The 25,070-nt window shown below is 72.3% G+C and carries 25 protein-coding genes and 1 tRNA gene; 11 read left to right on the top strand and 15 right to left on the bottom strand.

Annotated features, from left to right (window positions below; all coding sequences use genetic code 11):
• Positions 1-51 precede the first annotated feature (51 nt).
• A complete protein-coding gene (locus ACZ4SW_RS09665) occupies positions 52-645 on the top strand; it encodes a TetR/AcrR family transcriptional regulator (protein WP_468240177.1) in 594 nt (197 codons plus the stop codon).
• A gap of 54 nt (positions 646-699) precedes the next feature.
• Here the strand turns inward: ACZ4SW_RS09665 and ACZ4SW_RS09660 are convergent, their stop codons facing one another.
• The 7 genes from ACZ4SW_RS09660 to ACZ4SW_RS09630 form a co-directional block, all read right to left on the bottom strand.
• Positions 700-1,914, bottom strand: coding sequence for an acyl-CoA dehydrogenase (locus ACZ4SW_RS09660; protein ID WP_468240174.1), 1,215 nt, complete (start codon positions 1,912-1,914; stop codon positions 700-702).
• A gap of 6 nt (positions 1,915-1,920) precedes the next feature.
• On the bottom strand, positions 1,921-2,943 hold the full coding sequence (locus ACZ4SW_RS09655; RefSeq protein WP_468240171.1) for a phosphotransferase family protein: 1,023 nt from the start codon (positions 2,941-2,943) through the stop codon (positions 1,921-1,923).
• 175 nt (positions 2,944-3,118) lie between these two features.
• A complete protein-coding gene (locus ACZ4SW_RS09650) occupies positions 3,119-4,030 on the bottom strand; it encodes an MBL fold metallo-hydrolase (RefSeq protein WP_468240169.1) in 912 nt (303 codons plus the stop codon).
• Between the two features lie 83 nt (positions 4,031-4,113).
• Positions 4,114-4,437: a DUF202 domain-containing protein gene (locus ACZ4SW_RS09645; protein WP_468240166.1), complete on the bottom strand. Its 324-nt coding sequence runs from the start codon at positions 4,435-4,437 to the stop codon at positions 4,114-4,116.
• Positions 4,434-4,826 (bottom strand): YidH family protein, encoded by a 393-nt coding sequence (locus ACZ4SW_RS09640; RefSeq protein ID WP_468240164.1) that lies wholly within the window; start codon positions 4,824-4,826, stop codon positions 4,434-4,436. Before ACZ4SW_RS09640 ends, ACZ4SW_RS09645 begins: the two co-directional genes overlap by 4 nt.
• A 38-nt stretch (positions 4,827-4,864) precedes the next feature.
• Positions 4,865-5,383 carry an NUDIX hydrolase gene (locus ACZ4SW_RS09635; RefSeq protein WP_468240161.1) on the bottom strand — a complete coding sequence of 173 codons (519 nt, stop codon included), beginning with the start codon at positions 5,381-5,383 and terminating at the stop codon, positions 4,865-4,867.
• Positions 5,384-5,464: 81 nt separating this feature from the next.
• Positions 5,465-6,358, bottom strand: coding sequence for a DMT family transporter (locus ACZ4SW_RS09630; RefSeq protein ID WP_468240158.1), 894 nt, complete (start codon positions 6,356-6,358; stop codon positions 5,465-5,467).
• Positions 6,359-6,725: 367 nt separating this feature from the next.
• Here ACZ4SW_RS09630 and ACZ4SW_RS09625 point away from each other — a divergent pair, with 367 nt between their 5' ends.
• The 5 genes from ACZ4SW_RS09625 to ACZ4SW_RS09605 all read left to right on the top strand — a co-directional run bounded on the left by ACZ4SW_RS09625 (position 6,726) and on the right by ACZ4SW_RS09605 (position 12,708).
• On the top strand, positions 6,726-8,381 hold the full coding sequence (locus tag ACZ4SW_RS09625; protein ID WP_468240156.1) for an FAD-binding dehydrogenase: 1,656 nt from the start codon (positions 6,726-6,728) through the stop codon (positions 8,379-8,381).
• A gap of 203 nt (positions 8,382-8,584) precedes the next feature.
• A complete protein-coding gene (locus tag ACZ4SW_RS09620; RefSeq protein ID WP_468240153.1) occupies positions 8,585-9,538 on the top strand; it encodes a hypothetical protein in 954 nt (317 codons plus the stop codon).
• Positions 9,539-9,665: 127 nt separating this feature from the next.
• The gene (locus ACZ4SW_RS09615; protein WP_468240151.1) at positions 9,666-11,216 is read left to right on the top strand and encodes an APC family permease; all 1,551 of its coding nucleotides are present in this window, start codon (positions 9,666-9,668) and stop codon (positions 11,214-11,216) included.
• Positions 11,217-11,330: 114 nt separating this feature from the next.
• Positions 11,331-12,089: a molybdopterin-dependent oxidoreductase gene (locus tag ACZ4SW_RS09610; RefSeq protein ID WP_468240148.1), complete on the top strand. Its 759-nt coding sequence runs from the start codon at positions 11,331-11,333 to the stop codon at positions 12,087-12,089.
• Positions 12,073-12,708, top strand: coding sequence for a cytochrome b/b6 domain-containing protein (locus ACZ4SW_RS09605; RefSeq protein WP_468240145.1), 636 nt, complete (start codon positions 12,073-12,075; stop codon positions 12,706-12,708). Before ACZ4SW_RS09610 ends, ACZ4SW_RS09605 begins: the two co-directional genes overlap by 17 nt.
• A gap of 248 nt (positions 12,709-12,956) precedes the next feature.
• Here the strand turns inward: ACZ4SW_RS09605 and ACZ4SW_RS09600 are convergent, their stop codons facing one another.
• The 4 genes from ACZ4SW_RS09600 to ACZ4SW_RS09585 form a co-directional block, all read right to left on the bottom strand.
• Positions 12,957-13,997 carry an L-idonate 5-dehydrogenase gene (locus ACZ4SW_RS09600; RefSeq protein WP_468240142.1) on the bottom strand — a complete coding sequence of 347 codons (1,041 nt, stop codon included), beginning with the start codon at positions 13,995-13,997 and terminating at the stop codon, positions 12,957-12,959.
• Positions 13,998-14,011: 14 nt separating this feature from the next.
• Positions 14,012-14,773 (bottom strand): glucose 1-dehydrogenase, encoded by a 762-nt coding sequence (locus ACZ4SW_RS09595; RefSeq protein ID WP_468240140.1) that lies wholly within the window; start codon positions 14,771-14,773, stop codon positions 14,012-14,014.
• 13 nt (positions 14,774-14,786) lie between these two features.
• Positions 14,787-16,184 (bottom strand): GntP family permease, encoded by a 1,398-nt coding sequence (locus tag ACZ4SW_RS09590; RefSeq protein WP_468240137.1) that lies wholly within the window; start codon positions 16,182-16,184, stop codon positions 14,787-14,789.
• 96 nt (positions 16,185-16,280) lie between these two features.
• Complete coding sequence (locus ACZ4SW_RS09585; protein ID WP_468240135.1) at positions 16,281-16,820, bottom strand: gluconokinase; 540 nt, start codon at positions 16,818-16,820, stop codon at positions 16,281-16,283.
• A gap of 130 nt (positions 16,821-16,950) precedes the next feature.
• Here ACZ4SW_RS09585 and ACZ4SW_RS09580 point away from each other — a divergent pair, with 130 nt between their 5' ends.
• Positions 16,951-17,652, top strand: a complete 702-nt coding sequence (locus tag ACZ4SW_RS09580) for a FadR/GntR family transcriptional regulator (protein WP_468240132.1) — start codon at positions 16,951-16,953, stop codon at positions 17,650-17,652.
• A gap of 25 nt (positions 17,653-17,677) precedes the next feature.
• Here ACZ4SW_RS09580 and ACZ4SW_RS09575 read toward each other — a convergent pair whose 3' ends face one another.
• Positions 17,678-18,058: a YchJ family protein gene (locus ACZ4SW_RS09575; RefSeq protein ID WP_468240129.1), complete on the bottom strand. Its 381-nt coding sequence runs from the start codon at positions 18,056-18,058 to the stop codon at positions 17,678-17,680.
• 126 nt (positions 18,059-18,184) lie between these two features.
• On the opposite strand from ACZ4SW_RS09575, the gene ACZ4SW_RS09570 reads away from it, so the two are divergent.
• From ACZ4SW_RS09570 to ACZ4SW_RS09560, 3 genes are all read left to right on the top strand, one after another.
• On the top strand, positions 18,185-18,496 hold the full coding sequence (locus ACZ4SW_RS09570; RefSeq protein WP_468240125.1) for a dsRBD fold-containing protein: 312 nt from the start codon (positions 18,185-18,187) through the stop codon (positions 18,494-18,496).
• A 12-nt stretch (positions 18,497-18,508) separates the two neighbouring features.
• The gene (locus ACZ4SW_RS09565; protein ID WP_468240123.1) at positions 18,509-19,795 is read left to right on the top strand and encodes a phosphoribosyltransferase family protein; all 1,287 of its coding nucleotides are present in this window, start codon (positions 18,509-18,511) and stop codon (positions 19,793-19,795) included.
• A 63-nt stretch (positions 19,796-19,858) separates the two neighbouring features.
• Positions 19,859-20,974: a CapA family protein gene (locus ACZ4SW_RS09560; RefSeq protein ID WP_468240120.1), complete on the top strand. Its 1,116-nt coding sequence runs from the start codon at positions 19,859-19,861 to the stop codon at positions 20,972-20,974.
• 21 nt (positions 20,975-20,995) lie between these two features.
• On the opposite strand, the gene ACZ4SW_RS09555 is transcribed toward ACZ4SW_RS09560, so the two are convergent.
• From ACZ4SW_RS09555 to ACZ4SW_RS09545, 3 genes are all read right to left on the bottom strand, one after another.
• Entirely contained in the window at positions 20,996-21,469 is a 474-nt protein-coding gene (locus ACZ4SW_RS09555; RefSeq protein WP_468240118.1) for a DUF5709 domain-containing protein, read from the bottom strand.
• An 88-nt stretch (positions 21,470-21,557) separates the two neighbouring features.
• Positions 21,558-23,285: a DNA polymerase/3'-5' exonuclease PolX gene (polX, locus tag ACZ4SW_RS09550; RefSeq protein WP_468240115.1), complete on the bottom strand. Its 1,728-nt coding sequence runs from the start codon at positions 23,283-23,285 to the stop codon at positions 21,558-21,560.
• Between the two features lie 83 nt (positions 23,286-23,368).
• Positions 23,369-23,453 (bottom strand) — tRNA-Leu (locus ACZ4SW_RS09545).
• A gap of 185 nt (positions 23,454-23,638) precedes the next feature.
• Between ACZ4SW_RS09545 and ACZ4SW_RS09540 the strand changes: the two genes are divergently transcribed.
• The gene (locus tag ACZ4SW_RS09540) at positions 23,639-24,964 is read left to right on the top strand and encodes a M20/M25/M40 family metallo-hydrolase (RefSeq protein ID WP_468240113.1); all 1,326 of its coding nucleotides are present in this window, start codon (positions 23,639-23,641) and stop codon (positions 24,962-24,964) included.
• Positions 24,965-25,070 lie beyond the last annotated feature (106 nt).

Raw genomic sequence — 25,070 nt, 5'->3', positions numbered from 1 at the left:
GCAGACGAGCCAGTAGAGATCGTGGTACATCACGGAAGGCAGGTGGCGGCAGTGCCCAGAACGACGGACGGGGACGGAATGCCGGTCCCGCAGCGGCTGCTGGCCGCCGCCACGCGGCTCTTCGCCGAGCAGGGGTACGACCGCACGTCCGTGCAGGAGATCGTGGAGGCGGCCGGCGTCACCAAGGGCGCGCTGTACCACTACTTCGGCTCCAAGGACGATCTGCTGCACGAGGTGTACGCGCGCGTGCTGCGCGTCCAGCAGGAGCGGCTCGACGCCTTCGCGGAAGCCGACGAGCCGGTGGAGAAGCGCCTGCGGGACGCGGCGGCCGACGTCGTCGTCACCACCATCGAGAACCTCGACGACGCGATGATCTTCTTCCGGTCCATGCACCACCTCAGCCCGGAGAAGAACAAGCAGGTACGCGCGGAGCGGCGCCGCTACCACGAGCGGTTCCGCGCGCTGATCGAGGAGGGCCAGAAGGAGGGCGTGTTCTCCACCGCCACGCCCGCCGACCTGGTCGTCGACTACCACTTCGGCTCGGTGCACCACCTGTCGACCTGGTACCGCCCCGACGGCCCGCTCACCCCGCGCGAGGTCGCCGACCACCTGGCGGACCTGCTGCTGAGGGCACTGCGGCCCTGAGCGCATACGCGTGAGGGGCGATCGCCACGGCGATCGCCCCTCACGCGTGCCCTCTTACAGGTACTTCTTCAGCTCCCGCCGCGCCAGCGACCGCTGGTGCACCTCGTCGGGTCCGTCGGCGATCATCAGGGTGCGGGCGCCGGCGTAGAGCTCGGCCAGCGGGAAGTCCTGGCTCACCCCGCCCGCGCCGTGCAACTGGATCGCCCGGTCGATGATGTCGACCACCGCTCGGGGCGTGGCGATCTTGATCGCCTGGATCTCCGTGTGGGCGCCCTTGTTGCCGACGGTGTCCATCAGCCACGCGGTCTTCAGCACGAGCAGCCGCAACTGCTCGACCGTGACCCGGGCGTCCGCGATCCAGTTGTGGACCACGCCCTGCTGGGCCAGCGCCTTGCCGAAGGCCGTGCGGGCCACGGCCCGCCTGCACATCAGCTCGATGGCACGCTCCGCCATGCCGATCAGCCGCATGCAGTGGTGGATACGGCCCGGGCCGAGGCGGGCCTGGGCGATGGCGAATCCGCCGCCCTCCTCGCCGATGAGGTTCGACACCGGCACGCGCACCTGGTCGAAGACCACCTCGGCGTGGCCGCCGTGGTAGTGGTCCTCGTAGCCGAAGACCTGCATGGCGCGCGTGACGGTGAGCCCCGGCGTGTCCCGGGGGACCAGCACCATGGACTGCTGGCGGCGGATGTCGGACCCGTCCGGATCCGTCTTCCCCATCACGATGAAGATCTTGCAGTCCGGGTTCATCGCGCCGGAGATGTACCACTTGCGCCCGCTGATGACGTACTCGTCGCCGTCCCGCTCGATGCGCGTGGTGATGTTGGTGGCGTCCGAGGAGGCCACCTCCGGCTCGGTCATCGCGAACGCCGAGCGGATCTCCCCGGCCAGCAGCGGCTCCAGCCACTGCTTCTTCTGCTGCTCGTCGCCGAACTGCGCGAGCACCTCCATGTTGCCCGTGTCGGGCGCCGCACAGTTCAGCGCGGTGGGCGCGAGCTGCGGGGAACGGCCGGTGATCTCGGCGAGCGGAGCGTACTGGAGGTTGGTGAGCCCCGCGCCGTACTCGGCGTCCGGCAGGAAGAGGTTCCACAGCCCCTGCCGGCGCGCCTCGGCCTTCAGCTCCTCCACGACCGCGGGCGTGTCCCACGGCGAGGCCAGCCGCGCGCGCTGCTCATGGGCGACGGCCTCCGCCGGATAGACGTACTCGTCCATGAAGGCGAGCAGCTTGGCGCGCAGCTCCTCGGTGCGCGCGTCGAACGCGAAGTCCATGACGGATCAGCCTTCCTGCAAAGTGGTCAGGCCGTGCTCGATGAAGACGGGCACCAGCTCGCCGATGCGGTCGAAGCCCCGCCCGACCGTCTGGCCGAGCGTGTAGCGGTAGTGGATGCCCTCGAGGATCACGGCGAGCTTGAACCAGGCGAACGCCGTGTACCAGGAGATGGCGGAGACATCGCGCCCCGACCGGGCCGCGTACCGCTCGATCAGTTCCGCCGGGTCGGGGTGGCCCGGCGCCTCGGCCGTCGTGGAGACGGGGGAGTCGGGCGTGCCGAGCGGAACGCTGTACATCACCAGCAGGCCCAGGTCCGTGAGCGGGTCGCCGAGCGTGGACATCTCCCAGTCCAGGATGGCGGTGATCCTGTCGTCGTCACCGAGGAGAACGTTGTCCAGGCGGTAGTCGCCGTGGATCACGGTGGGCGCCGGGGAGGCGGGCAGGGCCCGGCCGAGCGCCGCGTGCAGCTCCTCGATGCCGGGCAGCTCGCGGTTGCGGGAGGCGTCCAACTGCTTGCCCCAGCGGCGCAGTTGGCGGTCGAGGAAGCCCTCCGGGCGGCCGAAGTCCGCGAGACCCACCGCCTCCGGGTCCACCGCGTGCAGCTCGACCAGGGTGTCCACCAGGCCGAGGACCGCGTTCCGGGTGCGCTCCGGGCCGAGCGGGCCCAACTGCCCGGCGGTGCGGTAGGGGGTGCCCTCGACGAACTCCATCACGTAGAAGGGGGCGCCGAGGACCGACTCGTCCTCGCACAGCACCACCGGACGCGGAACCGGCACCGGCGTCGGGTGCAGCGCGCTGATCACCCGGTGCTCGCGCCTCATGTCGTGCGCGGTGGCCAGGACATGGCCGAGCGGGGGACGGCGTACGACCCACCGCGCCGCTCCGTCGGAGACGGCGTACGTGAGGTTGGACCGCCCGCCCTCGATCAGCCGCCCGGTCAGGGGGCCGTTCACCAGGCCGGGCCGCTCGGCGTCGAGCAGGCCGCGCAGCCGGTCGAGATCGAGACCCGGCGGGTGGTCTGGGCTCATCGTTGCTCCTCACATGCGACGTGGGCGGAAAACACGACCTGCTTCATGATGCCGACCGGTCGGTATGTCGTCCAGTGCGCGGAGCGAACGTGATCGGCGCCACGGTGTCATCCTGGCGCCTGCGGACACCGCTGTCACCGTGGCGCGGCGCCGCCGCCGCGGCCGAGCGCTGCTCTCAGGCGTGGCTGGCCATCATCTCCCCGCCGTTCACGACCGCCATGTCCCGGAAGGCGGGCAGCGGGTCGAGGGGCGCCCCTTCGGGCAGCCCGTCCAGTTCGGCGTAGGCGCGGTGCAGGTTGGCCACCAGCCGCTCGCTCTCCCGCCACTCGGCGAACTCCCCGAGATCCGTGGCCTGCGCCGCCTGGAGCGGCGTACGGCCCGCCGCGTGGTGCTGCTGCGCGACCTCGGCCACGAACCGCAGATAGCGCTCCGTACGGTCGAACGCCGACGGATCGGTGACCGGCCCGTGCCCGGGCACCACCGTCTCGGCGCCGAACGCGCGCAGCCGTTCCAGCGCGCGCAGCGAACCGCTGAGCGAGCCCATCAGGAAGAACGGCGTCCCACCCTCGAACACCAGGTCGCCGGTGAACAGCACGCGCCGGTGCGGCAGCCACACCACCGAATCGCCGACGGTGTGCGCGACGCCGGGGTGGATCACCTCGGCGGCCACCGCGCCCGCGTGCACCGTCGTGTGATCCCGGTACGTCAGGTCAGCACCCTGTACGCGGACGTCCCCGTAGTCGACCGTGGGCCAGATCAGCGGCAGGTTGTGCCCGGCGGCGAGCGCTTCCCGGCGGCAGTCGGCATGCGAGACGATCATCGCGGCCGGCGCGAAGAAGGCGTTGCCGTAGGTGTGGTCGCCGTGGTGGTGGGTGTTGACCACGATCCGCGGCGCGGGTGCGCCGGTCGCCGTGACGGCCGCGCCCAGGGCGCGGGTGCGGCGTTCGGTCGCCGTGGTGTCCACCAGCAGGGTGGCCGTCCCGTCGCTCACGAAGCCGGCGTTGTTCAGGCACCAGCCGCCGTCCGGCTGGACATAGGCGTTGACGTCGTCGGCGAGTGCGACCGTGTACGGCTCCGCCGCGGCCATGGAACCCCCTGGTGCTCGGTCAACTGGTGCGGAACAGCCTGCCAGCCGGCGACGAGTCGGTCGCTACCGGGGGTTCCCGTCACTCACACCACCAGGACAGCCGCGCACACCGCGAGGGCGGCCGTGCACAGGGTCGCGGCGGCGGCGCGGCGGGGCGTCAGGAGCGGGGGGTGGCCGGCCTCGGCGGTCGCCAGGGCCTGGATGCGGCGCGCGGCGAGGAGCAGGAAGCCCAGCCAGAGCAGGCAGCACAGGGCGACGGCCACGAAGCCGCCCGTCGTCCTGCCGTGCAGTGCCGTCCTCGCGGCCAGGACTGCGGCCACGGTGCAGGAGAGGGTCGTGCGGCGCCAGGCGAGCCGGGTGCGCTCCGGCTGGAGCCCCGGGTCGCGTTCGCCCGCCGGGGCGCTCATCCGGCCCAGCCGACGAGGACGACGACGACCATGGCGACCGCGACGACCGCGACGGCGAGGCTGAGCACCGCCGGGAAGCGTGAGGTGGGAAGGTCCTCGCCGCGCCGCATCGCCCGCTCGCAGCGCACCCAGTGGTTGATGGCGCGCAGCGAGCACAGCACTCCGGAGCCGAGCAGCGCGAGGGCGAGCCCGACGCGCCAGGCCCAGCGCAGGTGGGGCAGGAACTGGTCCACGGCGAAGCCGCCGCCGATCAGTGCCAGCGCGGTGCGCAGCCAGGCCAGGAAGGTGCGCTCGTTGGCCAGGGAGAAGCGGTAGTCGGGTGTACGGCCTTCCTCACGGACCTCCTGGGGCGCGAACCACAGCCGGACGTTCCGTACGAATTCGCTCACGGGCAGGACCCTACCGGGGGCGCCGCGCCGCGCCGCGTTCAGCCCGTGGACCTGAGGTGCTCCTGGAGCCGCCGGTACGCGGCGAGCCCGTCCGGTACCCACTCCCACTCCGGCAGCCGCCGTTCCAGCTCGTCCTGCGGCAGGAAGGTGTGCCAGGCGACCTCCTCCGCCTGGGGGTTCACCGGCAGGTCACAGCGGACCTGGTACACCGCGGACCACCAGGTCCGGCCGGCGCCGTCGTCGTACAGGAACTTGAACAGCGGCTCGGGCCGGGGGAGCCCGCTGACACCGAGCTCCTCCTCGGCCTCGCGCAGCGCGGCGTCGTCATAGGTCTCACCCGCGCCGACGACCCCGCCGACGAACATGTCGTAGAGGGAGGGGAACACGAGCTTGGTGGGGGTGCGGCGGTGCACGAACACCCGTCCGTCGCCGTCGCGCGCCAGCACGAACACACACCGGTGGCGCAGCCCCCGCGCATAGGCCTCACCGCGCGGCGACCGCCCGACGACCCGGTCGTCCTCGTCCACGATGTCCAGAAGCTCGTCAGCGGCACTCATGGGGCCATCCAACCAGGCGCTCCCGCCCGCCGGTCGCGAGGTCCCGCCGCGCTGCGCGCCGCGACGGGCAACAGCCCGGCCTCACCTCGGCTGCAGGTCCCTTTCCCGTTCCACTTCCCCCAGCCCCGGCGGCATCGCCGGGTGCATGCCCAGCAGCACGATGCCCAGCACGATCGCCGCGAGACCGGCCGCCTCCCAGGCGAGCGCTCCCGTGTCGGTGCGCAGCCGGTCGCCGAGGAAGCCCACTCCGCACGCGATCCCGGCCAGCGGCTGCGCCGCGGTCAGCGCCGGGAGGGACATCCGCAGCGGCGCCGTCTCGAACGCGCTCTGCACCAGTACCAGTCCGGTCACCCCGAGCACCAGCACCGCGTACGGCTGCCAGCCCGTGACGAACTCCGCCCACCCGCCCGTCGTGAGCCGCTGCCCGCTGACCCGGGTGAGGGCGTCCTGCACTCCGTACAACAGCCCCGCCGCCAGCGCCAGCAGCACCGGTCCGATGATCAGCCGTGACTTCTTCGCATACGTCGTCAGGAGCAGCGCGGCGCCCACCATCACCCCGATGATCACCCAGTGCCGTACCGGATCGGTGACCGCGTCGCCCGCTCTGGGCCGGCCCGCCACGATGAACGCCGTGACACCGCCGGCCAGCAGCAACAGCCCAATCCAGCCCTGGCGCCCGAGCGGCTGCCGGGTCTGCCGGCGGGACAGGGCGAGCGCGAACAGCAGGTTCGTGGCGACCAGCGGCTCGACCAGCGAGACCTCGCCCTGGGACAGCGCGACCGCACTGAGGATCATGCCCGCGACCATCAGGCCGATCCCGCCGAGCCAGCGCGGCACCCTCATCAGGTCCAGCAGCAGCCGGGGCGAGAGGAAGTCGCTGAGCGGCGCCTGCTGAGCGGCGTTCTGTTGCAGGACGAACCCGGTGCCCAGACAGAAGGCCGCGCTCACGGCGAGAGCCAGAACCAGTACCGACACGCTGTGTACCTCAATGATTCAGCGGGGTCACGGGATGCGTATCACGCTGACTGTAGCGCTCCCGGCTGTGACCCGCCCGTGCTTGACAACTTCTCGGCACGCTCCCGCTCGTACGCCACGCCGGGCGGCCCGCGCCCCCGTCCGGCTCCGGGAAGGCCCCAACGACCCTCCCCCGGGACTCCTTCCGCCCCGGGTGCCCGCCCGCTGCCGCACGGCGGCGCACGTGTCCGCGCGGCGGACGACGTGAGTTTGCCGACGGGGGCGAGTACCCGGAAACATCCGGTTGACGCCATCACTCTTCTGCCGAAGGATCTGACCCGTCGGTAACAAGGAAACGGACTGGTCGTCACCTGGAGAGGACGGGCGCATGCCCTACGACGCTGATGTCATCGTGATCGGGGCAGGCCTCGCCGGGCTCACCGCGACCGCCGAACTCGTGGATGCCGGCCGGAAGGTCATCCTCCTCGACCAGGAGCCCGAACAGTCGATGGGCGGCCAGGCGTTCTGGTCCTTCGGCGGCCTCTTCTTCGTGGACTCCCCGGAGCAGCGCCGCCTCAGGATCCGCGACAGCCACGCTCTCGCCCTCCAGGACTGGCTGGGCACGGCCGGATTCGACCGCCCCGAGGACCACTGGCCGCGCAAGTGGGCCGAGGCGTACGTCGACTTCGCGGCCGGCGAGAAGCGGGCGTGGCTGCACGGGCAGGGCGTGCGCTTCTTCCCCGTGGTGGGCTGGGCCGAACGCGGCGGTTACGACGCCAACGGCCACGGCAACTCCGTCCCCCGCTTCCACATCACCTGGGGCACCGGCCCCGGCGTGATCGCCCCGTTCGTGCGGAGGGTACGGGCCGGGGTCGCGCGCGGCCTCGTCGAGCTGAGGTTCCGTCACCGCGTCACCGGCCTCGCGCGCAGCGCGGGCGCCGTCGACACCGTCACCGGCGAGATCCTGGAACCGTCGGACGTGCCGCGGGGCAAGGCCAGCAGCCGCACGGTCACCGGCTCCTTCGAGCTGCGGGCCCAGGCGGTGATCGTCACCTCGGGAGGCATCGGCGGCAACCACGACCTGGTCCGCGCCAACTGGCCGGCGCGCCTCGGCAACCCGCCGGAACGCATGGTCTCCGGCGTGCCCGCGCACGTCGACGGCAGGATGCTCGGCATCGTCGAGGAGGCGGGCGCCCGCCTGATCAACCGCGACCGGATGTGGCACTACACCGAGGGCCTGCACAACTGGGACCCCATCTGGGACAACCACGGCATCCGCGTCCTGCCCGGCCCGTCCTCCCTCTGGCTGGACGCCCGCGGCCGGCGGCTGCCCGTCCCGCTCTTCCCCGGCTTCGACACCCTCGGCACGCTCGAGCACATCATGAAGACCGGGTACGACTACACCTGGTTCGTGCTCGACCAGAAGATCATCGGCAAGGAGTTCGCGCTCTCCGGTTCCGAGCAGAATCCCGACCTCACCGGCAAGTCGGTCCGGGACGTGCTGGTGCGGGCCCGCGCGGACGTGCCGGGTCCGGTCAAGGCGTTCATGGACCACGGGGTGGACTTCGTCGTCGAGAAGGACCTCGGCGCGCTGGTGCGCGGCATGAACGCGCTCACCAAGGAACCGCTCATCGACGAGGCCGAGCTGCGCCGCGAGATCGTGGCGCGCGACCGGGAGATCCTCAATCCCTTCACCAAGGACCTCCAGGTCACCGCGATACGCGGCGCCCGCCGCTTCCTCGGCGACCGGCTGATCCGTACGGCGGCCCCGCACCGCATCCTCGACCCGAAGGCGGGCCCGCTGATCGCGGTGCGCCTGAACATCCTCACCCGCAAGACGCTCGGCGGTCTGGAGACCGACCTGTCCTCGCGCGTGCTGAGCGAGGGCGGCGACCCGCTGCCGGGCGTGTACGCGGCCGGCGAGGCGGCGGGCTTCGGCGGCGGCGGAGTGCACGGCTACCGCTCCTTGGAGGGCACGTTCCTCGGCGGCTGCCTGTTCTCGGGCCGTACGGCGGGACGGGCCGCGGCGAAGGCGGTCGGCTGAGCGCACGCGGGGCGGGAGCGCCGGCACCACGACGACCGCCCCGTCCCGCGTCCTCGCAGCGATTGTGTGGTCAACACCCCCTGCGGCACAGCGCAGTTGACACGTGTATGTGTTTCGATACGCCCTTGACGCACACCGTCGGTGTTGGGTTTGCTGTGCGTGACCGCACTCCGACGAGCCGCGTTCGGTAAGGAATCACCGCGGTGCCACCCCCACCCCCACCGGCGTTCGGCCGTGCCCGCAAGCGCGCGGACCGGCTCTTCGACGCCGCGCTCGACGACACCGAACTCATCGCCGCCCGGGCCTCCCTCGCCCGCGGACGATGGGCGACCGTGCGCGCCCTGCTGGCCGCGACCCGGGACGACTGGGACCGCCGCGGTCACCGCGTCACCGTCCTCGCCCAGGAGCCCACGGCGCTCGCCTGGGCGCGCGACTGGCAGCTCGCCGAACCGGAGTCGCCCTGCGCCGCCGTCCTCGTCGCCCACGCCGTCGTCCACCGCGCGCTGAACGGCAAGGAGAGCCCGGACGCGGCCCGCGAGGCCTGCCGGGCCGCCGCGGCGCTCGCCCCCGAGGATCCGACACCCTGGCTGGGCCTGCTGATCCTGGAGCGGTCGCTCGGCACCGAGGAGGACGTGATCCGCCTCTTCGACGAGGTGCGCGCCCGCTACCCGGACCACCACCACGCGCACCACCTGGTGGTCGCCCGGCTCGCCGAGCGCCGCGCCGACGCCGGCCAGGACCCGCTGCACGAGGTCTACGACTTCGCCAACTGGGCCGCCGAACAGGCCCCCGCCGACTCGCCGCTCGCCATCCTCCCGGTCGTCGCGCACGCCGAGCGCTACCGCGTGCTGGCCGCCACGGGCAGCGAGCCGCCGGACCCCGTCGCCTCCGGACACTGGGTGGGACGGCGGGCCCGCCAGGTGATGAAGGCGGCGTTCGACTGGTGGCTGGAGTGGGAGCGCGACGACCACCCGCGCCGCCATGTCGACCTGAACTTCCTGGCCCACGCCAAGTACTGCGAGGGCCGGGGCGCCGAGGCCGCCGCCCTGTTCCACCGCATCGGCTCGTACGCGACCCCCGCGCCGTGGTCCTACCCCGACCGCGACCCCTACAAGGCGTTCCGTGCGGCGCGGGAGAGGTCGCTGGGTACGGCGTGACGACAGCGACGGTCCGGCAAGGGTCAGGAGCGCCACGAGCACCGAAAGCGCCACGAGACCCGGACAGCCCGAAAAGCCCGAAAGCCCCGACAGTCCCGTTCAAGGTCTCCGAAAGGACAACCGCGCGATGACGACCGGCAGTTCGAGCACGAGCAGACCGGCCGCCGCCGACGGCGGCACCATCCACACCTTCAAGGGGGAGCAACGCGCCCTGCGCGCCGACCGGCTCGGCACCCCGGGCCTGCTGCTGTCCGTGCTGGCGGCGACCGCCCCCCTCATGGTGGTCGCGGGTGTCATGCCCACCACATTCGGGGTGATGGGCATCGTCGGCCAGCCGCTGCTCTTCGTCGTCCTCGGCGTGGTGCTCGCCCTGTTCTCCTTCGGATACGCCGAAATGAGCCGCCACGTCCACAACGCGGGCGCCTTCTACGCGTACATCTCCCGGGGCCTCGGCGGCACCGCGGGCGCGGCCGCGGCGGCGGTGGCCCTCGTCGCCTACAGCGCGCTGCAGTTCGGGATCTACGGCATCTTCGGCTTCGAGGTCTCGGGACTGTTCGCCACCTATCTGGACGTCCAGGTGGCCTGGTGGATCCCGGCACTGGCGGCCGTCCTCGTCGTCGGCACGTTCGGCTGGCTGAAGATCGACGTCAACGCGCGCGTGCTCGGCGTCCTGCTGCTGATCGAGGTCGCGCTCGTCGTCGTCTTCGACGTGGCGGCCGTCGCCGACCCTTCCAAGGAGGGGCTGTCCCTGCACGCCTTCAACCCGGACACCCTCACCGGGGCGGGCGTCGGCACCGCGCTGTGCTTCTGCATCGCCGCCTTCACCGGCTTCGAACAGGCGCCGGTGTACGCGGAGGAGACCAGCCGTCCGCACGTCCTGGTGCCCCGTGTCATGTTCCTCGCGATCGGCTTCGTCGCGACCCTCTTCGCGATCAGCTCCTGGGCCCTGACGGTCGCCGCCGGGCCCTCCCAGATCGTCCCGGCCGCACAGAAGCAGAGCGCAGGGCTGCTGTTCTGGCTGACCGAGTCCCTCCTCGGGCACACCTTCACGGATGTACTGCACGTACTGTTCGTGACCGGCATGTTCGCGGCGCTGCTCAGCTTCCACAACGTGGTCGCCCGGTACGCGTTCGCCATGGGCCGGGAGGGTCTGCTGCCGGCCGCATTCGGACGCACCACCGGCACGAGCGGCGCCCCCGGCACCGGCTCGCTGCTGCAGAGTGCCGTGTCCGCGGTGATCGTCATCGCGTTCGCGGTGACCGACGACAAGCCCGACGGGGACCCGACCGCGCCCGTACTGCACCTGTTCACCTGGTTCGGCAGCGTCGGGGCGCTCGGCGTCACCGTGCTGATGGTGGCCGCCTCCGCCTCCGTGATCGTCTTCTTCGCCCGCCGGGGTTCGGCCCGCGCCCAGGCATGGCGGCTGGCCACCTCGGCGGTGGCGGGAGTCGCCCTGCTGGTGATCGCCGGCTACACGGTCAAGGACTTCGACGACCTGGTCGGCACGGGCCCGGACTCCGCGCTCGGCTGGCTGCTCCCCGCGATCATCGGCGTCGCCCTGGTGCTCGGCCTGGCCCAGGGCCTGCTGCTGCGCTCCCGCAACCCGCAGGCGCACGCCCGCATCGGCCTGGGCAACGAGGCGTTCCGACTGGAGAAGGCGGCGGAGTCGAGCGCGTGACCGGGCCCCAACGGTGATCCACTCGCTGAGAACCCGGTGAGAAGTGGTTACGGAATCCTGACGGGTACCCGGCGCCCCTGGCGTCGAGGGGGTGCCGGGTGCTCGAATCGTTGTGTGAACCCTGAACGACCGGAAGAACCGGAAGAGGGGCAGGCTCCGGAGCCCCCGGCGACCGGTACCCCGATCGGCCGCCGGGTGGTGCTGGGCACCCTGGGTCTCGGCGCGCTCGGCGTGGCCGCCGCGCCCGCCCTCCAGCGGGGCATGGAGTCCTTCCTCGCCGGCGTCTCCGGCAAGGACCCGACGGGCCTGACCGGGCTGCTGCCCAACGGCGGCGGCTTCCGCTACTACTCGGTGACCGCGTCCGTCCCGCACCTCGGCGAGAGCAGCTACCGGCTCAGCGTGAACGGCCTGGTCGACCACCCGAAGACCTACACCCTGGCCGACCTGCGCGCCCTGCCCCAGACCCGGCTCGTGCACGACGTCCAGTGCGTCACGGGCTGGCGGGTGCCGAAGACGCCGTTCGAGGGCGTACGGCTGTCCGCCCTGCTGGACGCCGCGGGCGTGCACTCCTCCGCCGGCGCCGTCCGCTTCACCTGCTTCGACGGGGCGTACACCGAGAGCCTGACCCTGGACCAGGCGCGCCGCGACGACGTCCTGGTCGCCCTGAAGATGCAGGACAAGCCCGTGAGCCACGACCACGGCGGACCGGTCCGGCTGTATGTCGCCCCCATGTACTTCTACAAGTCCGCCAAGTGGCTCTCCGGTATCACCGTCACCCGCGCCGTGCGCCCGGGGTACTGGGAGGAGCGGGGCTATGACGTCGACGCCTGGGTCGGCCGGTCGAACGGACGCGACGATGCCCCCACGAGTTGACGCCCCGCAGCCACCCGTCGCCGCCCCGGCCCGGGTACGCCGCTTCACCCGCGCGGAGCACTGGGTCCACCGCGCGACGGCCGCCCTGATGGGGGTGTGCGTGGTGACGGCGGCCTGCCTCTACATCCCCGCGTTCGCGGAACTGGTGGGACGCCGCGAACTGGTGGTACGCGTCCACGAGGTGGCCGGCGTGCTGCTCCCGGTCCCCGTCCTGCTCGGCCTCGCCTCCCGGGCCTTCCGCGCGGACCTCGGCCACCTCAACCGCTGGGGGCCGCACGACCGGGTCTGGCTCCGTGCGGCCCTGCGGCGCGACCACCGCCGCGCCTCCCGTCCCGCGGGCAAGTTCAACGCGGGGCAGAAGACGTACGCGGCGTGGCTCGCGGGCGCCACCCTGGTGATGCTCGGAACGGGGCTGCTGATGTGGTTCACCCATCTCACCCCGCTGATGTGGCGCACCTCGGCGACGTTCGTCCACGACTGGCTCGCCCTGACGATCGGGGTGGTCCTGGCCGGTCACATCGGCATGGCCCTCGGCGACCCGGAGTCCCGTCGGGGCCTGCGCACCGGCCTGGTCAGCCGCGACTGGGCGGAGCGGGAACACCCGCTGTGGCGCCCGTAGCCGTGACGGCCTCGACCGGCCGCGCGCGCCCGTCCCTGCCGTCACCTGCGGCCACGGCCCGGTCGGCGGTCCGCTCGGCCACGGCCGGCGCCCGGTGCCCAGGCCGTGGGCCGAGGGGCCTCGACGATCCGGGCCGGCGTCGCCGCCGCCGAGGCCAGGGGGAGGAACGCTCCCGCGGGAAGCGGCCCGCCCGGAGCCGTCCGGCCCGCCGCCGGATCAGGGAGTGCAAGGACCCCCTCAGGGGTCCTTCAGACGGACGGCCCGAAGTCCAGCAGCACCTTGCAGGACCGGCTCCGGTCCGCCGCCAGCGCGAACGCCGACTCCGCGTCCCGCACCGGAACCACCTCGCTGATCAGCGCGTCGAACGCCGGGTCGGAGGCGAGCAGGCGGAGCGCGTCGTCGAACTCCGAGTCGAAGCGGAACGCCCCGCGCAGGTCGATCTCCCGGCTCACCAGCAGGTTGCCCGCGAACGGGCTCTGTCCCGGGGGCAGCATGCCGAGCTGCACCACGACACCGCCCCGGCGGACCAGCCGCAGACAGGTGTCGAGCCCGGCGGCGACCCCCGACGCCTCCACCGCCACGTCCACCTCGGCGGGCCACCCCGCATCGTCCGGGTCGTCCGCCCGTACGAGGGTGTCGGCGCCCGCCGCCGCGGCGAACTCCAGCGCCTGAGGCAGCAGGTCCGTGACCGTGATCCGGGCCGCGCCCGCCGCCCGCGCCGCCGCGACCACCAGGCAGCCGATGGGACCCGCGCCGGTCACCAGCACATGCCGGCCGGCCACCTCACCGGCCCGGCGCACCGCGTGCAGCGCCACCGACAGCGGCTCGGCGAGCGCCGCCCGGCGCAGCTCCAGACCGGCCGGGAGCGGCCTGAGCTGCTCGGCCGGGACGGCCAGACGCGCCGCGAAGCCGCCCTGTACATGCGGGAACCGGGCCGCGCTGCCCAGGTAGCGCGTGTCCCGGCACACGTTGCGCCGCCCGCCCGCGCACTCCGGGCACACCCCGCAGGGAGTGGCCGGGTGCACGGCGACGGCCGTACCGGCAGCGGGACCTGAGACGCCGTCACCGTGGCCGACCACCGTCCCCACCACCTCGTGCCCCAGCACCATCGGCTCCCTGAGCCGGAAGTCCCCGACCCCGCCGTGCCGCCAGTAGTGCAGGTCCGAGCCGCACACCCCGCCGAAGCGGACGGCGACCAGCGCCTGCCCGGGGCCCGGTTCCGGGACCGGCAGTTCGTCGACCCGCAGGTCGCCCTGGCCGTGGATGACGCAACCCGGCACCGCCGACATCCTGGTGGCCCCCTTCACAGCACGCTCGTCATGCCGCCGTCGACGTACAGCACCTGCCCGCTGACGAAGTCCGCCGCCGGGGAGGCGAGGAACAGCACCCCGCCCACCAGGTCCTCCGTACGCCCCCAGCGCCCGGCCGGGGTGCGCCTGCGCACCCAGGCGCTGAACTCCTCGTCCTCCACGAGCGGCCGGGTCAGCTCGGTCTCGATGTAGCCGGGGCCGAGCCCGTTGACCTGCACGCCGTGCGGACCCCAGTCCGCGCACATGCCCTTGGTGAGCATCTTCAGCGCGCCCTTGGTCGCCGCGTACGGGGCGATCCCCGGGCGGACCACCTCGCTCTGCAGCGAGCAGATGTTGATGATCTTCCCGTGGCCGCGCTCGGTCATGTGCCGGGCCGCCTCACGGCCGACGAGGAACGCGCTGGTCAGGTTGGTGTCCAGGATCCGGTGCCAGTCGGCGTCGGTGAACTCCAGCAGGGGAGCGCGCAGTTGCATGCCCGCGTTGTTGACCAGGATGTCGAGCGGGCCCACCCGCTCCTCGACCTCGGCGATTCCGGCGGCGACCGAGGCGCCGTCGGTCACGTCGAACGCGGCCGTGTGCACGTCTCCCGGCAGTTCCGCCGCGGCCTTGGTGAGCCGGTCGGTGTCGCGTCCGTTGAGGACCACCGTGCAGCCGGCCTGCGCCAGCCCGCGGGCGAGCGCGAGCCCGATGCCCCGGCTGGAGCCGGTCACCAGCGCCGTACGGCCGCCGATGTCGAAGAGGGGGTGAGCCGTCATCGCCGTACCACTCCTAGATCACGAGCGAGAGCAGGAGGACCAGTCCGCCGGCGACCACGGAGATGATGCACTCCATGATCGACCAGGTCTTCAGGTTCTGGCCGACGCTGAGCCCGAAGTACTCCTTCACCAGCCAGAACCCGGCGTCGTTGACATGGCTCAGGAAGAGGGAGCCGGCGCCGATGGCGAGCACGAGCAGGGCCGCGTGGGTGGTCGACATGTCGGCCGCGAGCGGCGCGACCAGACCGGCGGCCGAGACGGTCGCCACGGTCGCGGAACCGGTTGCGAGCCGGATCGCCACCGCGATCAGCCAGGCCAGCAGCAGCGCGGGGATCGACCAGTCCTTCGATATGTCGAGGACCATCTGGCCCACGCCGCAGTCGATCAGCGTCTGCTTGAAGCCGCCGCCCGCGCCCACGATCAGCAGGATGCCCGCGATGGGTGCGAGGCCCTTCTCGACGAGCTCGGAGATCCGCGCCTTGCCGAACCCGGCCGGGCGGCCCAGCGTGAAGATGCCCACGATCACGGCGGCGAGCAGTGCGATCAGCGGCGAGCCGACCACGTCGAAGACCCGCTGCACCATCTTGGCCGGGTCGTCGACGACGATGTCCACCAGCGCCTTCGCCAGCATCAGCACGACCGGCAGCAGCACGGTGACCAGCGTGGCCACGAATCCGGGGCGCTGCTCCAGGTCCTCGGAGGCGCGCGGAGGGATCATGCGGTCGGGGACCGGGGCGTCCACCCAGCGGGCCGCGACCTTGGAGAACAGCGGACCGGCGATGATCACCGTGGGGATGGCGACCAGCACGCCGAGCGCCAGCGTCACGCCGAGGTTCGCCTTGACCGCGTCGATCGCCACGAGCGGGCCGGGGTGCGGCGGGACCAGGCCGTGCATCACGGACAGGCCGGCGAGCGCGGGGATGCCGATCCGCATCAGCGAGTAGTTGCCGCGCTTGGCGACCATCAGCACGACCGGGATCAGCAGCACGATGCCGACCTCGAAGAACAGCGGCAGCCCGATCACCGCGGCGATCAGCACCATCGCCCAGGGCATCGCACGGCCCTTGGCCTTGGCGAGGATCGTGTCGACGATCTGGTCGGCGCCGCCGGAGTCGGCGAGCAGCCTGCCGAGGATCGCGCCGAGCGCGATCAGGACGCCCACACCGGCGACGGTCGAGCCGAGACCGGTGGTGAAACTGGTGATCGCCTTGTCGAGCGGCGCCCCGGCGAACGCGCCCAGCGCGAGCGAGCCGATGGTCAGGGCCAGGAAGGCGTGGAGCTTGAACTTGGTGATGAGCAGCACGATGACGGCGATGCCCGCCACCGCCGCGATGCCCAGTTGAGCGTGGCCCGCCGCCGTGATCGGCTCGACGGTGTCCGCTGCCAGCATCTCGACGCTGAGTCTGGTCACGGGTGTCCCTTGGAGTGAGGAGAGGAACTCTCGGTTTCGGGTGGGGATGACCCCCGGCGGCCCCTGGGGAGAGGGCCGTCGCCGAGGGCCGGGGGGTTACTGCGGGGACCGCGCGGAGGACGGCTCGAGGTCGCGCAGGGCGTTCACGGCGCGGGCGGTGATCTCCTCGGGGCTGCCCGAGACGTCCACCGCGACCCCGGGCTCGTCAGCCTCCAGCGGCTGGAGCGTGGCGAACTGGGAGTCCAGCAGCGCCGTGGGCATGAAGTGCCCCTGGCGGTGCGCCATCCGTTCCTCGATCAGCCCGCGGTCGCCCGTCAGATGCACGAAGACGACGCCGGGAGCCGCGGCCCGCAGCCGGTCGCGGTACGCCCGCTTGAGCGCCGAGCTGCTGACCACGCCGCCCAGCCCCGCCCGCTCGTGCGCCCAGGCGCCGATGGCGTCGAGCCAGGGCCACCGGTCCGCGTCGTCGAGCGGGATCCCGGCCGACATCTTGGCGATGTTGGCCGGGGGGTGGAAGTCGTCGCCCTCGGCGTACGGAACGCCGAGCCGGGCCGCAAGCAGGGGACCGATGGTGGTCTTGCCGGTGCCCGCGACGCCCATGACCACCACGACGTGGGGGGTCCGCAGATGCTGCATCGTGCTCTCGCTGTCTTCGTCGACATCTGGTGTCGACGTCACTGAAACCGATTAGGTACGACGAATTCAAGACTCTGTGACATATAAGTCTGACTTTTTCTTGTCGTGACCTTCCTCGTACGCTGAGTGCATGAGCACACCGGGCCGGGGGCTGCACGGCCATGTACTGGACACCCTCGGCCCCGCCATCACCGCGGGCGAGTACCCGCCGGGCAGCGTGCTGCGCACCGACGAACTCGCCCAGCACTTCGAGGTGTCGCGGTCCGTGATGCGTGAGGCGGTACGCGTCCTGGAGTCCATGCACCTGGTGGAATCCCGCCGCCGGGTGGGCGTGACCGTCCTGCCCCCCTCCGAGTGGAACGTCTACGACCCCCAGGTCATCCGGTGGCGGCTGGCCGGCGCCGACCGCCCGCGCCAGCTCCGCTCGCTGACCGTGCTGCGCTCGGCGATCGAACCGGTCGCGGCCGGCCTCGCCGCGCGTCACGCCACCGCCGAGCAGTGCGCCGAACTCACCGAGTGCGCCCTCGGGATGGTGGCCAACTCACGTGGGCACAGACTGGAGGGCTACCTGGTCCACGACATGGCATTCCACCGGGTGATCCTCGAGGCGTCCGGCAACGAGATGTTCGCGCGCCTCGGCGACGTGGTCGCGGAGGTCCTCTCGGGCCGCACCCACCACGACGTGATGTTCGAGGACCCCGACCCGGCCGCGGTCACCCTGCACGTCCAGGTCGCCGAAGCGGTACGGGAGGGCGACGCGGCCCGCGCCGAACAGCTCACCCGCGAGATCACCGTCGGCGCGCTGCACGAACTGGACATCCTCGCGCCGTGACGGCACCGGGAGCCGTCACGAGCCGTCAGTCCCGGTCGAGGAAGTCCCCGTCGACGTACACCCACGCTCCGTCGACCCGCTCGAACCGGCTGCGCTCGTACAGCGAGCCACCGCGGTAGGAGGCGCGGAAGGTCACGGTACCCGTGGAGTGGAACGCCGAACCCTCCGTCGTCCCCAGCACCTCCAGCCCCGTCCACCGCATCCGCGGATCGAGGTCGAGCCGTGCCGGCCGGGTGCGCGGATGCCAGGTGCGCAGCAGATACCCGGCGTCGCCCCGGACGAAGGCGCTGTACCGGGACCGCATGAGCGCCTCGGCGGTCGGCGCGGCGGCGGCCCCCGTGTGGAAGCGGCCGCAGCAGTCCTCGTACGCCTCGGGCAGCCCGCACGGGCAGGAACGCGTGGTCATGACCGCCATTCTGCCGGGCCCCGCGCACCCGCGGGGACCGTGCGTCCCGCGCCCATCGGAGTCACAGTGGAAGAGGGCCGCATCCCTTTCAGTCCCCTTGCCTCGCCCGCTGAGGAGGGACGGACGATGACCCGAGCCGCCGACAGCCGCCCTGTGTCCGCCAAGGAGTGGACGCTGCATCTGTACCTGTCCGAACACGACCCCGCGACCACGGCCCGGGCCGTCCTGGACACCGGCGAGAACGTGGTCGAAAGCCACGCGGAGGCCCGCCGCAGCCCGTACGACACGGCGGTGCCCGAGATCGGCGACGAACTCGCCGCCGGACGGGCCCTGATCGCCCTGGGCCACCGGCTGGTCGCCGCCGCCGTCGGTGACATCACGGCGGCCGGGGCGCCCGAGAAGCCCCCGCCCGCACCGCTCTGGTCCCCCCGGGAATGAGGAGGCTGCATCGTGGTCTTCAGCGATCGTCTCGAAGCCGGACGGCAGTTGGGCGCACGCCTCAGGCACCTCAGGGGCCGGGACCTCGTGGTGCTGGGGCTGCCCAGAGGAGGGGTCCCGGTCGCCGCCGAGGTCGCCGAAGCGCTCGGGGCGCCGCTGGACGTGTGCCTGGTCCGCAAACTGGGCGTGCCCTTCCAGCCGGAGCTGGGAATGGGGGCGATCGGCGAGGACGGGGTGCGCGTCATCAACGACGCGGTGGTGCGGGAGGCCCGCGTCACCCCCGAGGAACTGGCGCGGGTCGAGGAGCGCGAGCGGGAGGTGCTGGAACTCCGGGGCCGGCACTACCGGCGCGGACGCTCACCGGTCCCCGTCGAGGGCCGCACCGTGGTCGTCGTCGACGACGGGGTCGCCACCGGGTCCACCGCGCGCGCCGCCTGCCGGATCGCCCGCGCCCGGGGTGCGGCACGGATCGTGCTGGCCGTGCCCGTCGCGCCGCAGGACTGGACCGAGCGGCTCGCCGACGAGGCCGACGAACTGGTCTGCCTGGACGCGCCGCGGGTCTTCTTCGCGGTCGGCCAGTTCTACGCCGACTTCGCCCAGGTCGACGACGCGGAAGTGGCCGCCTGCCTGCAGCGCACGGCGGGGCGCACCCGGACCGTGGACCAGGAGGTGGAGGTCGCCGCCGGCCCCGTGCGCCTGGGCGGACGGCTGACCGTGCCCGAGGACTCGACCGGGATCGTCGTCTTCGCCCACGGCAGCGGCAGCAGCCGGCACAGTCCGCGCAACCGGTTCGTGGCCGAGGGCCTGAACCGGGCCGGGCTCGGCACGCTGCTGTTCGACCTGCTCACCGAGGAGGAGGAGCAAGACCGGGCCAACGTGTTCGACACCGGGCTGCTCGCCGGGCGGCTCGCCGGCACCACCGGCTGGCTGCGCACCCGGCCGGAGACGGAGGGGCTCGCCGTCGGCTACTTCGGGGCGAGCACGGGGGCCGCGGCCGCGCTGTGGGCGGCCACCGAGCCCGGGGCGCGCATCGCCGCCGTCGTCTCCCGCGGCGGCCGGCCCGACCTCGCCGGACCGCGCCTGCCCGAGGTGACCGCACCCACACTGCTCGTCGTCGGCGGCGCCGACCCGCTCGTCCTCGACCTCAACCGGCAGGCCCAGGCCCGGCTGCGCTGCGAGAACCACCTCGCGGTCGTCCCCGGCGCCACCCACCTGTTCGAGGAGCCGGGCGCCCTGGAGGCGGTCACCACCCTGGCCCGCGACTGGTTCACCGACCACATGGCCCCCGCCCACGTGTGACCCGCACGCTCCGCGTGACCGGCACCCTTCGCGCGGCGCCCGCGACCGCCTTAGCGTGGGAGAGTGCACACGGGCGCGGTCACCCTGTTCCTGTGCGGGGACGTCATGCTCGGCCGGGGCGTCGACCAGATCCTCCCGCACCCCGGCGACCCGGCGCTGCGCGAGACCTACATCCACGACGCCCGGGCCTACGTCGGCCTGGCCGAGGCCGCCAACGGGCCGATCCCCCAGCCGGTCGACTACTCCTGGCCCTGGGGCGAGGCGCTGCCGGTCCTCGAGGACGCCGCACCCGACGTGCGGCTGGTCAACCTGGAGACCGCGGTCACCGGCGAGGCGGAGTTCGCGCCCGGCAAGGGCGTCCACTACCGGATGAGCCCCGCCAACCTGCCGTGCCTCACCGCCCTGCGCCCGGACGTGTGCGCCCTCGCCAACAACCACGTCCTCGACTTCGGCCGGCGCGGCCTCGAGGAGACCCTCGACTCACTGGCCGCGGCGGGACTGCGAACGGCCGGAGCGGGCCGGGACGCCTCCGAGGCCGGACGGCCCGCCATCATCCCCCTGAGCGGGGGCGGACGCGTACTGGTGTTCTCCTTCGGCATGCCGTCCAGCGGCATCCCGGAGGAATGGGCCGCCACAGAGGAGCGGTCCGGCATCGACTTCGTCGCGGGCCCGACCGTCGCCGCGGCGGCCGGGTTCGCCGCCCGGCTCCGGCAGCTCAAACGCCCCGGGGACATCGCCGTCGCCTCCGTCCACTGGGGCCCCAACTGGGGCTACGACGTCTCCCGCGCCGAGATCCGCTTCGCCCACGCGCTCGTCGACGCGGGCGTGGACATCGTTCACGGGCACTCCTCCCACCACCCGCGCCCACTGGAGACCTACCGGGGCAGGCTCGTCCTCTACGGCTGCGGCGACCTCGTCGACGACTACGAGGGCATCGGCGGCTACGAGCGCTACCGCGACGACCTGCGCCTCGTGTACCTGGTGACCGTCGACCCGGACAGCGGCCGGACGACCGGTGCCCGCATCGTGCCGCTCCAGGCGCGCCGGATGCGGCTGGAGCACGCCACGCACGAGGACACCGCCTGGCTGTGCGGCGTCCTCGACGGATTCAGCCGGGAGTTCGGCGCCCGCGTCGAGCGCGGACCCGACGACACGCTCACGCTCCGCTCCCCGCGCTGACCCACCGCTCGTCGCGTCGACCTACCGCTCGTCCTCGTCCTCGTCGTCCGGCACGACGTGCACCGCAGCCTCCTCGGCCGTGCGGGCGCCGCTGTCGAACCCGACATCGTTCGCGACGGCCTCCGCGTCGGTGTCCTCGTGCGCGCCCTCGTCCGGCGCGACCAGCCGCCCGGCGTCCGGACCGCCGACCTCGTCGTCCCTCGGCTCGCCCTCGCCGCCGGCCACGTCCCCGATCTCGTCGCCCACCGGGACCGTGCCCTCGGGCACCTCCCGGGCCAGCCGCTCGTCCAGCGTCTCGCCCTCGCGCTGCTCGGCGGCGGTGGTGCCCACGTCGTTCACCGCCAGAGGCTTCTCCGGCGGCGAGTAGCCCTCCTCCATGGGCTCCACAACCCGGTTCTCCAGGCTGTCCGGGGACTCCAGCGGGCTCATGTCCTCCACGACGTCCTCGTCCTGCTGGGGCTGGTAGACCTCGTCACCCATGCTGTTCTCAGTCACTGCGGCACCCCCTCACGTATCGCGTCCCACGAGTTGCGGGGACATCTGTCGGGTCTCCGGTCCGCCGTAGGGCAAACGCCCTTCCACCTCACCCAGACCTGCCCTTGGCCAGGAACCGGCGCAGCCGCCGCAGCGGCCAGGTGTTGATCACCTCGTCCGCGGTGAGCCAGCCGCGCTGCGCGGTGCCGACGCCGTAGCGCAGGTGGGCCAGGTGCAGCACGGAGTGCGCGTCGGTGTTCACGGCGAACTTCACGCCGTGCTGCCGGGCCCGCAGGATGTCCTCGTCGCACAGGTCGAGCCGGTCCGGCTGGGCGTTGATCTCCAGCGCGGTGCCGGTGCGGGCACAGGCCGCGAAGACCTCGTCCCAGTCGGCGTCCACGCCCGGCCGCTTGCCGATCAGACGGGTGGTCGGATGACCGATGATGTTGACGTGCGGATTCTCACAGGCCCGCACCAGCCGCCGCGTCATCGCCTTGCGGTCCAGGTCGAAGTGGGAGTGCAGAGAGGCCACGCACAGGTCGAAACCGGCCAGGAACGCGCCCGGCCAGTCCACGTCCCCCTCGGCACCGATGTTGAGCTCGGTGCCGTGCAGCAGCCGCATCCCGTGGTGCGCGCCGTCCAGCGCCCGCAGCTCCTCCCGCTGGGCGAGGATCTTCTCGTCCGTCATGCGCTGCATGTACAGGTTCGGCGCGTGATCGGTGACCGCGTAGTACGCGTAGCCGCGCTCGGCCGCCGCCTCCACCATCGCCTCCAGCGACGCCAGCCCGTCGGTGAGGTTCGTGTGCGTGTGCAGGTCACCGCGCACGTCCCGCTCCGTCACCACCTCCGGCAGCTCGCCGCGCAGCGCCGCCTGGATCTCCCCCCGGTCCTCCCGCAGCGTCGGCGGAATCCACGGCAGGCCCAGCCGCGCGTACACGTCCTCCTCACTGCGGGAGGCGACCGACTCCCCGCTGCCCGTGTCGAACAGGCCGTACTCGGACAGCTTCAGGCCCTGGCGCACGGCGATGGTGCGGGTACGGATGTTGTGCGCCTTGGACCCGGTGAAGTACTGCAGCCCGGCGCCCCAGGAGTCCGGCGGCAGCACCCGCAGGTCCACCTGGACGCCCTTGGCGGTGCGGATCGACGTCTTCTTCTCGCCGTGCGCGATCACCTCAGCGGTGGCGGGCAGCGCCTCCAGGGCCTCCATGAAGGGCGCCGACCGCTTCGCCGCGACCAGGACGTCGATGTCGCCGATCGTCTCCTTCATCCGTCGCAGCGACCCCGCGTACGTGCAGCGCTTGCACCCGGTGACCTGGGACAGCTCGGCGACGATCTCCTCCGCCGTGTCCAGCGCCAGATGGATCGGGATACGGCCGCCCGCCTGCTGCATCAGCCGGATCCCGTGCAGGATGTTCTCCTGCGTCTTCTCGCCGAACCCCTTCAGATCGGCCAGGGCGTCCGCCTCGATCGCGGCCGCCAGCTCGCTCACCGAGGAGATGTGCAGGTCCTCGTAGAGCCGCAGCGCCTTCTTCGGCCCCAGCGTGGGGATCGTGATCAGCTCCCGCACCCCGGCGGGGATCTTCGCCCGGCGCTCCTCGACCACCGCGACGGTGCCGGTGCGCAGGTACTCGATCACCTTCTCGGCGATCGACCTGCCCACGTTCGGGATGTCCCGCAGTCCGTCGGCGTCCAGGTGGGAGATGTCGGCCGGGTGGCCGCCGATGGCACGCGCGGCCTTCTCGTAGGCGCGCACCTTGAAGGCGTCGCCTCCCGTGATCGCGACGAGGTCCGCGTACTCCTGCAGCAGCGCCTCGACCTCTTCGTTGGCCCGGGCCACACCTCGAGTCTAGGAACCGCTCGAGAGGTGGGCCACACGCGAAAGGGTGCCGACCGGAACCGGTCGGCACCCTTCGGGTCACGTGTCCGAGGGGGGACTTGAACCCCCACGCCCGATAAAGGGCACTAGCACCTCAAGCTAGCGCGTCTGCCATTCCGCCACCCGGACAAGGTGTCTGTCGTGCGGGCTTCCCCCGCGGCGACGAGGAAAACATTACCAGGCTTTCGGCGGCGTTCGATCACACCCCGTTCCCGCGTGAACGGCCTGTGACGGGCCGGACCGCACCTTGGGGTGCGGCGGGGGTCGGAGAGAGGATGAGGGGAACCACCAGCAGGAGACCGGGAGGAAGCAGCGTGACCGACACCGGCACGGCCAGGAGCGTCACCGGCGAGGACGAGGTCGTCGACCTCTGCCGTGAGCTGATCCAGATCGACACCAGCAACTACGGCGACCACTCCGGTCCCGGCGAGCGCAGGGCCGCCGAGTACGTCGCGGAGAAGCTCGCCGAGGTGGGCCTCGAACCCGAGATCTTCGAGTCGCACCCGGGCCGTGCCTCCACCGTGGCCCGCATCCAGGGCGAGGACCCCTCGCGTCCCGCGCTGCTCATCCACGGCCACACCGACGTCGTACCGGCCAACGCGGACGACTGGACGCACCACCCGTTCTCCGGCGAGATCGCCGACGGATGCGTGTGGGGGCGCGGCGCGGTCGACATGAAGGACATGGACGCCATGACCCTCGCGGTCGTCCGCGACCGGCTGCGCAGCGGGCGCAGGCCGCCGCGCGACATCGTCCTCGCCTTCCTCGCCGACGAGGAGGCCGGCGGCACCTACGGCGCCCGGTACCTCGTCGACAACCACCGGGACCTCTTCGAGGGCGTCACCGAGGCCATCAGCGAGGTGGGCGGGTTCTCGTTCACCGTGAGCGAGCAGCGGCGGCTCTACCTGATCCAGACGGCCGAGAAGGGCATGCACTGGATGAAGCTCACCGTGGCCGGCACCGCGGGCCACGGATCGATGATCCACCGGGACAACGCGATCACCGAGCTGTCCGAGGCCGTGGCACGCCTCGGCCGGCACAAGTTCCCGGTACGGGTCACCAAGACGACGCGGGCCTTCCTCGACGAACTCGGCGACGCGCTCGGCACCGAACTGGACCCGGAGAACATGGAGGGCACCCTCGCCAAGCTCGGCGGCATCGCCAAGCTCATCGGCGCGACCCTGAGCAACACCGCCAACCCCACCCAGCTCAACGCCGGTTACAAGGTCAACGTCATCCCCGGCGAGGCCACCGCACACGTCGACGGACGTTTCCTGCCCGGCTTCGAGGAGGAGTTCCTCGCCGACCTGGACCGGATCCTCGGGCCGCACGTCCGGCGCGAGGACGTGCACTCCGACAAGGCCGTCGAGACCGGCTTCGACGGGGCGCTGGTGGACGCGATGCAGTCGGCGCTGCTGGCCGAGGACCCGGCCGCCAAGGCGATCCCGTACATGCTCTCCGGCGGCACGGACGCCAAGTCCTTCGACGACCTCGGCATCCGTGGCTTCGGCTTCGCGCCGCTGAAGCTGCCGCCCGAGCTGGACTTCGCGGGCATGTTCCACGGGGTCGACGAGCGGGTGCCGGTGGACGCGCTGAAGTTCGGCGTGCGGGTGCTGGACCGGTTCATCGACGCGTCCTGAGGCGGCGTCGTTCCCGTGCGGTATTCGCCAGCGCGTACGGGAACACCCCGGGACGAGTGAATGCGACCATACGCTCGTAGCTCCATTACTCCCTCCTCGTTACAGG

Source organism: Streptomyces sp. NPDC028331, assembly GCF_055565775.1.
This window is presented reverse-complemented; position numbering and strand designations above follow the sequence as displayed.

Excerpts from the sequence above, each read along its gene's own strand:
- ACZ4SW_RS09605 (WP_468240145.1), top strand. The coding sequence starts at position 12,073 with ATGCCCCCACGAGTTGACGCCCCGCAGCCACCCGTCGCCGCCCCGGCC.
- ACZ4SW_RS09635 (WP_468240161.1), bottom strand. The coding sequence starts at position 5,383 with ATGAGTGCCGCTGACGAGCTTCTGGACATCGTGGACGAGGACGACCGG.
- ACZ4SW_RS09570 (WP_468240125.1), top strand. The coding sequence starts at position 18,185 with ATGACCCGAGCCGCCGACAGCCGCCCTGTGTCCGCCAAGGAGTGGACG.
- ACZ4SW_RS09585 (WP_468240135.1), bottom strand. The coding sequence starts at position 16,820 with ATGCAGCATCTGCGGACCCCCCACGTCGTGGTGGTCATGGGCGTCGCG.
- ACZ4SW_RS09625 (WP_468240156.1), top strand. The coding sequence starts at position 6,726 with ATGCCCTACGACGCTGATGTCATCGTGATCGGGGCAGGCCTCGCCGGG.
- ACZ4SW_RS09600 (WP_468240142.1), bottom strand. The coding sequence starts at position 13,997 with ATGTCGGCGGTGCCGGGTTGCGTCATCCACGGCCAGGGCGACCTGCGG.
- ACZ4SW_RS09655 (WP_468240171.1), bottom strand. The coding sequence starts at position 2,943 with ATGAGCCCAGACCACCCGCCGGGTCTCGATCTCGACCGGCTGCGCGGC.
- ACZ4SW_RS09595 (WP_468240140.1), bottom strand. The coding sequence starts at position 14,773 with ATGACGGCTCACCCCCTCTTCGACATCGGCGGCCGTACGGCGCTGGTG.
- ACZ4SW_RS09580 (WP_468240132.1), top strand. The coding sequence starts at position 16,951 with ATGAGCACACCGGGCCGGGGGCTGCACGGCCATGTACTGGACACCCTC.
- ACZ4SW_RS09660 (WP_468240174.1), bottom strand. The coding sequence starts at position 1,914 with ATGGACTTCGCGTTCGACGCGCGCACCGAGGAGCTGCGCGCCAAGCTG.
- ACZ4SW_RS09645 (WP_468240166.1), bottom strand. The coding sequence starts at position 4,437 with ATGAGCGCCCCGGCGGGCGAACGCGACCCGGGGCTCCAGCCGGAGCGC.
- ACZ4SW_RS09615 (WP_468240151.1), top strand. The coding sequence starts at position 9,666 with ATGACGACCGGCAGTTCGAGCACGAGCAGACCGGCCGCCGCCGACGGC.
- ACZ4SW_RS09650 (WP_468240169.1), bottom strand. The coding sequence starts at position 4,030 with ATGGCCGCGGCGGAGCCGTACACGGTCGCACTCGCCGACGACGTCAAC.
- ACZ4SW_RS09575 (WP_468240129.1), bottom strand. The coding sequence starts at position 18,058 with ATGACCACGCGTTCCTGCCCGTGCGGGCTGCCCGAGGCGTACGAGGAC.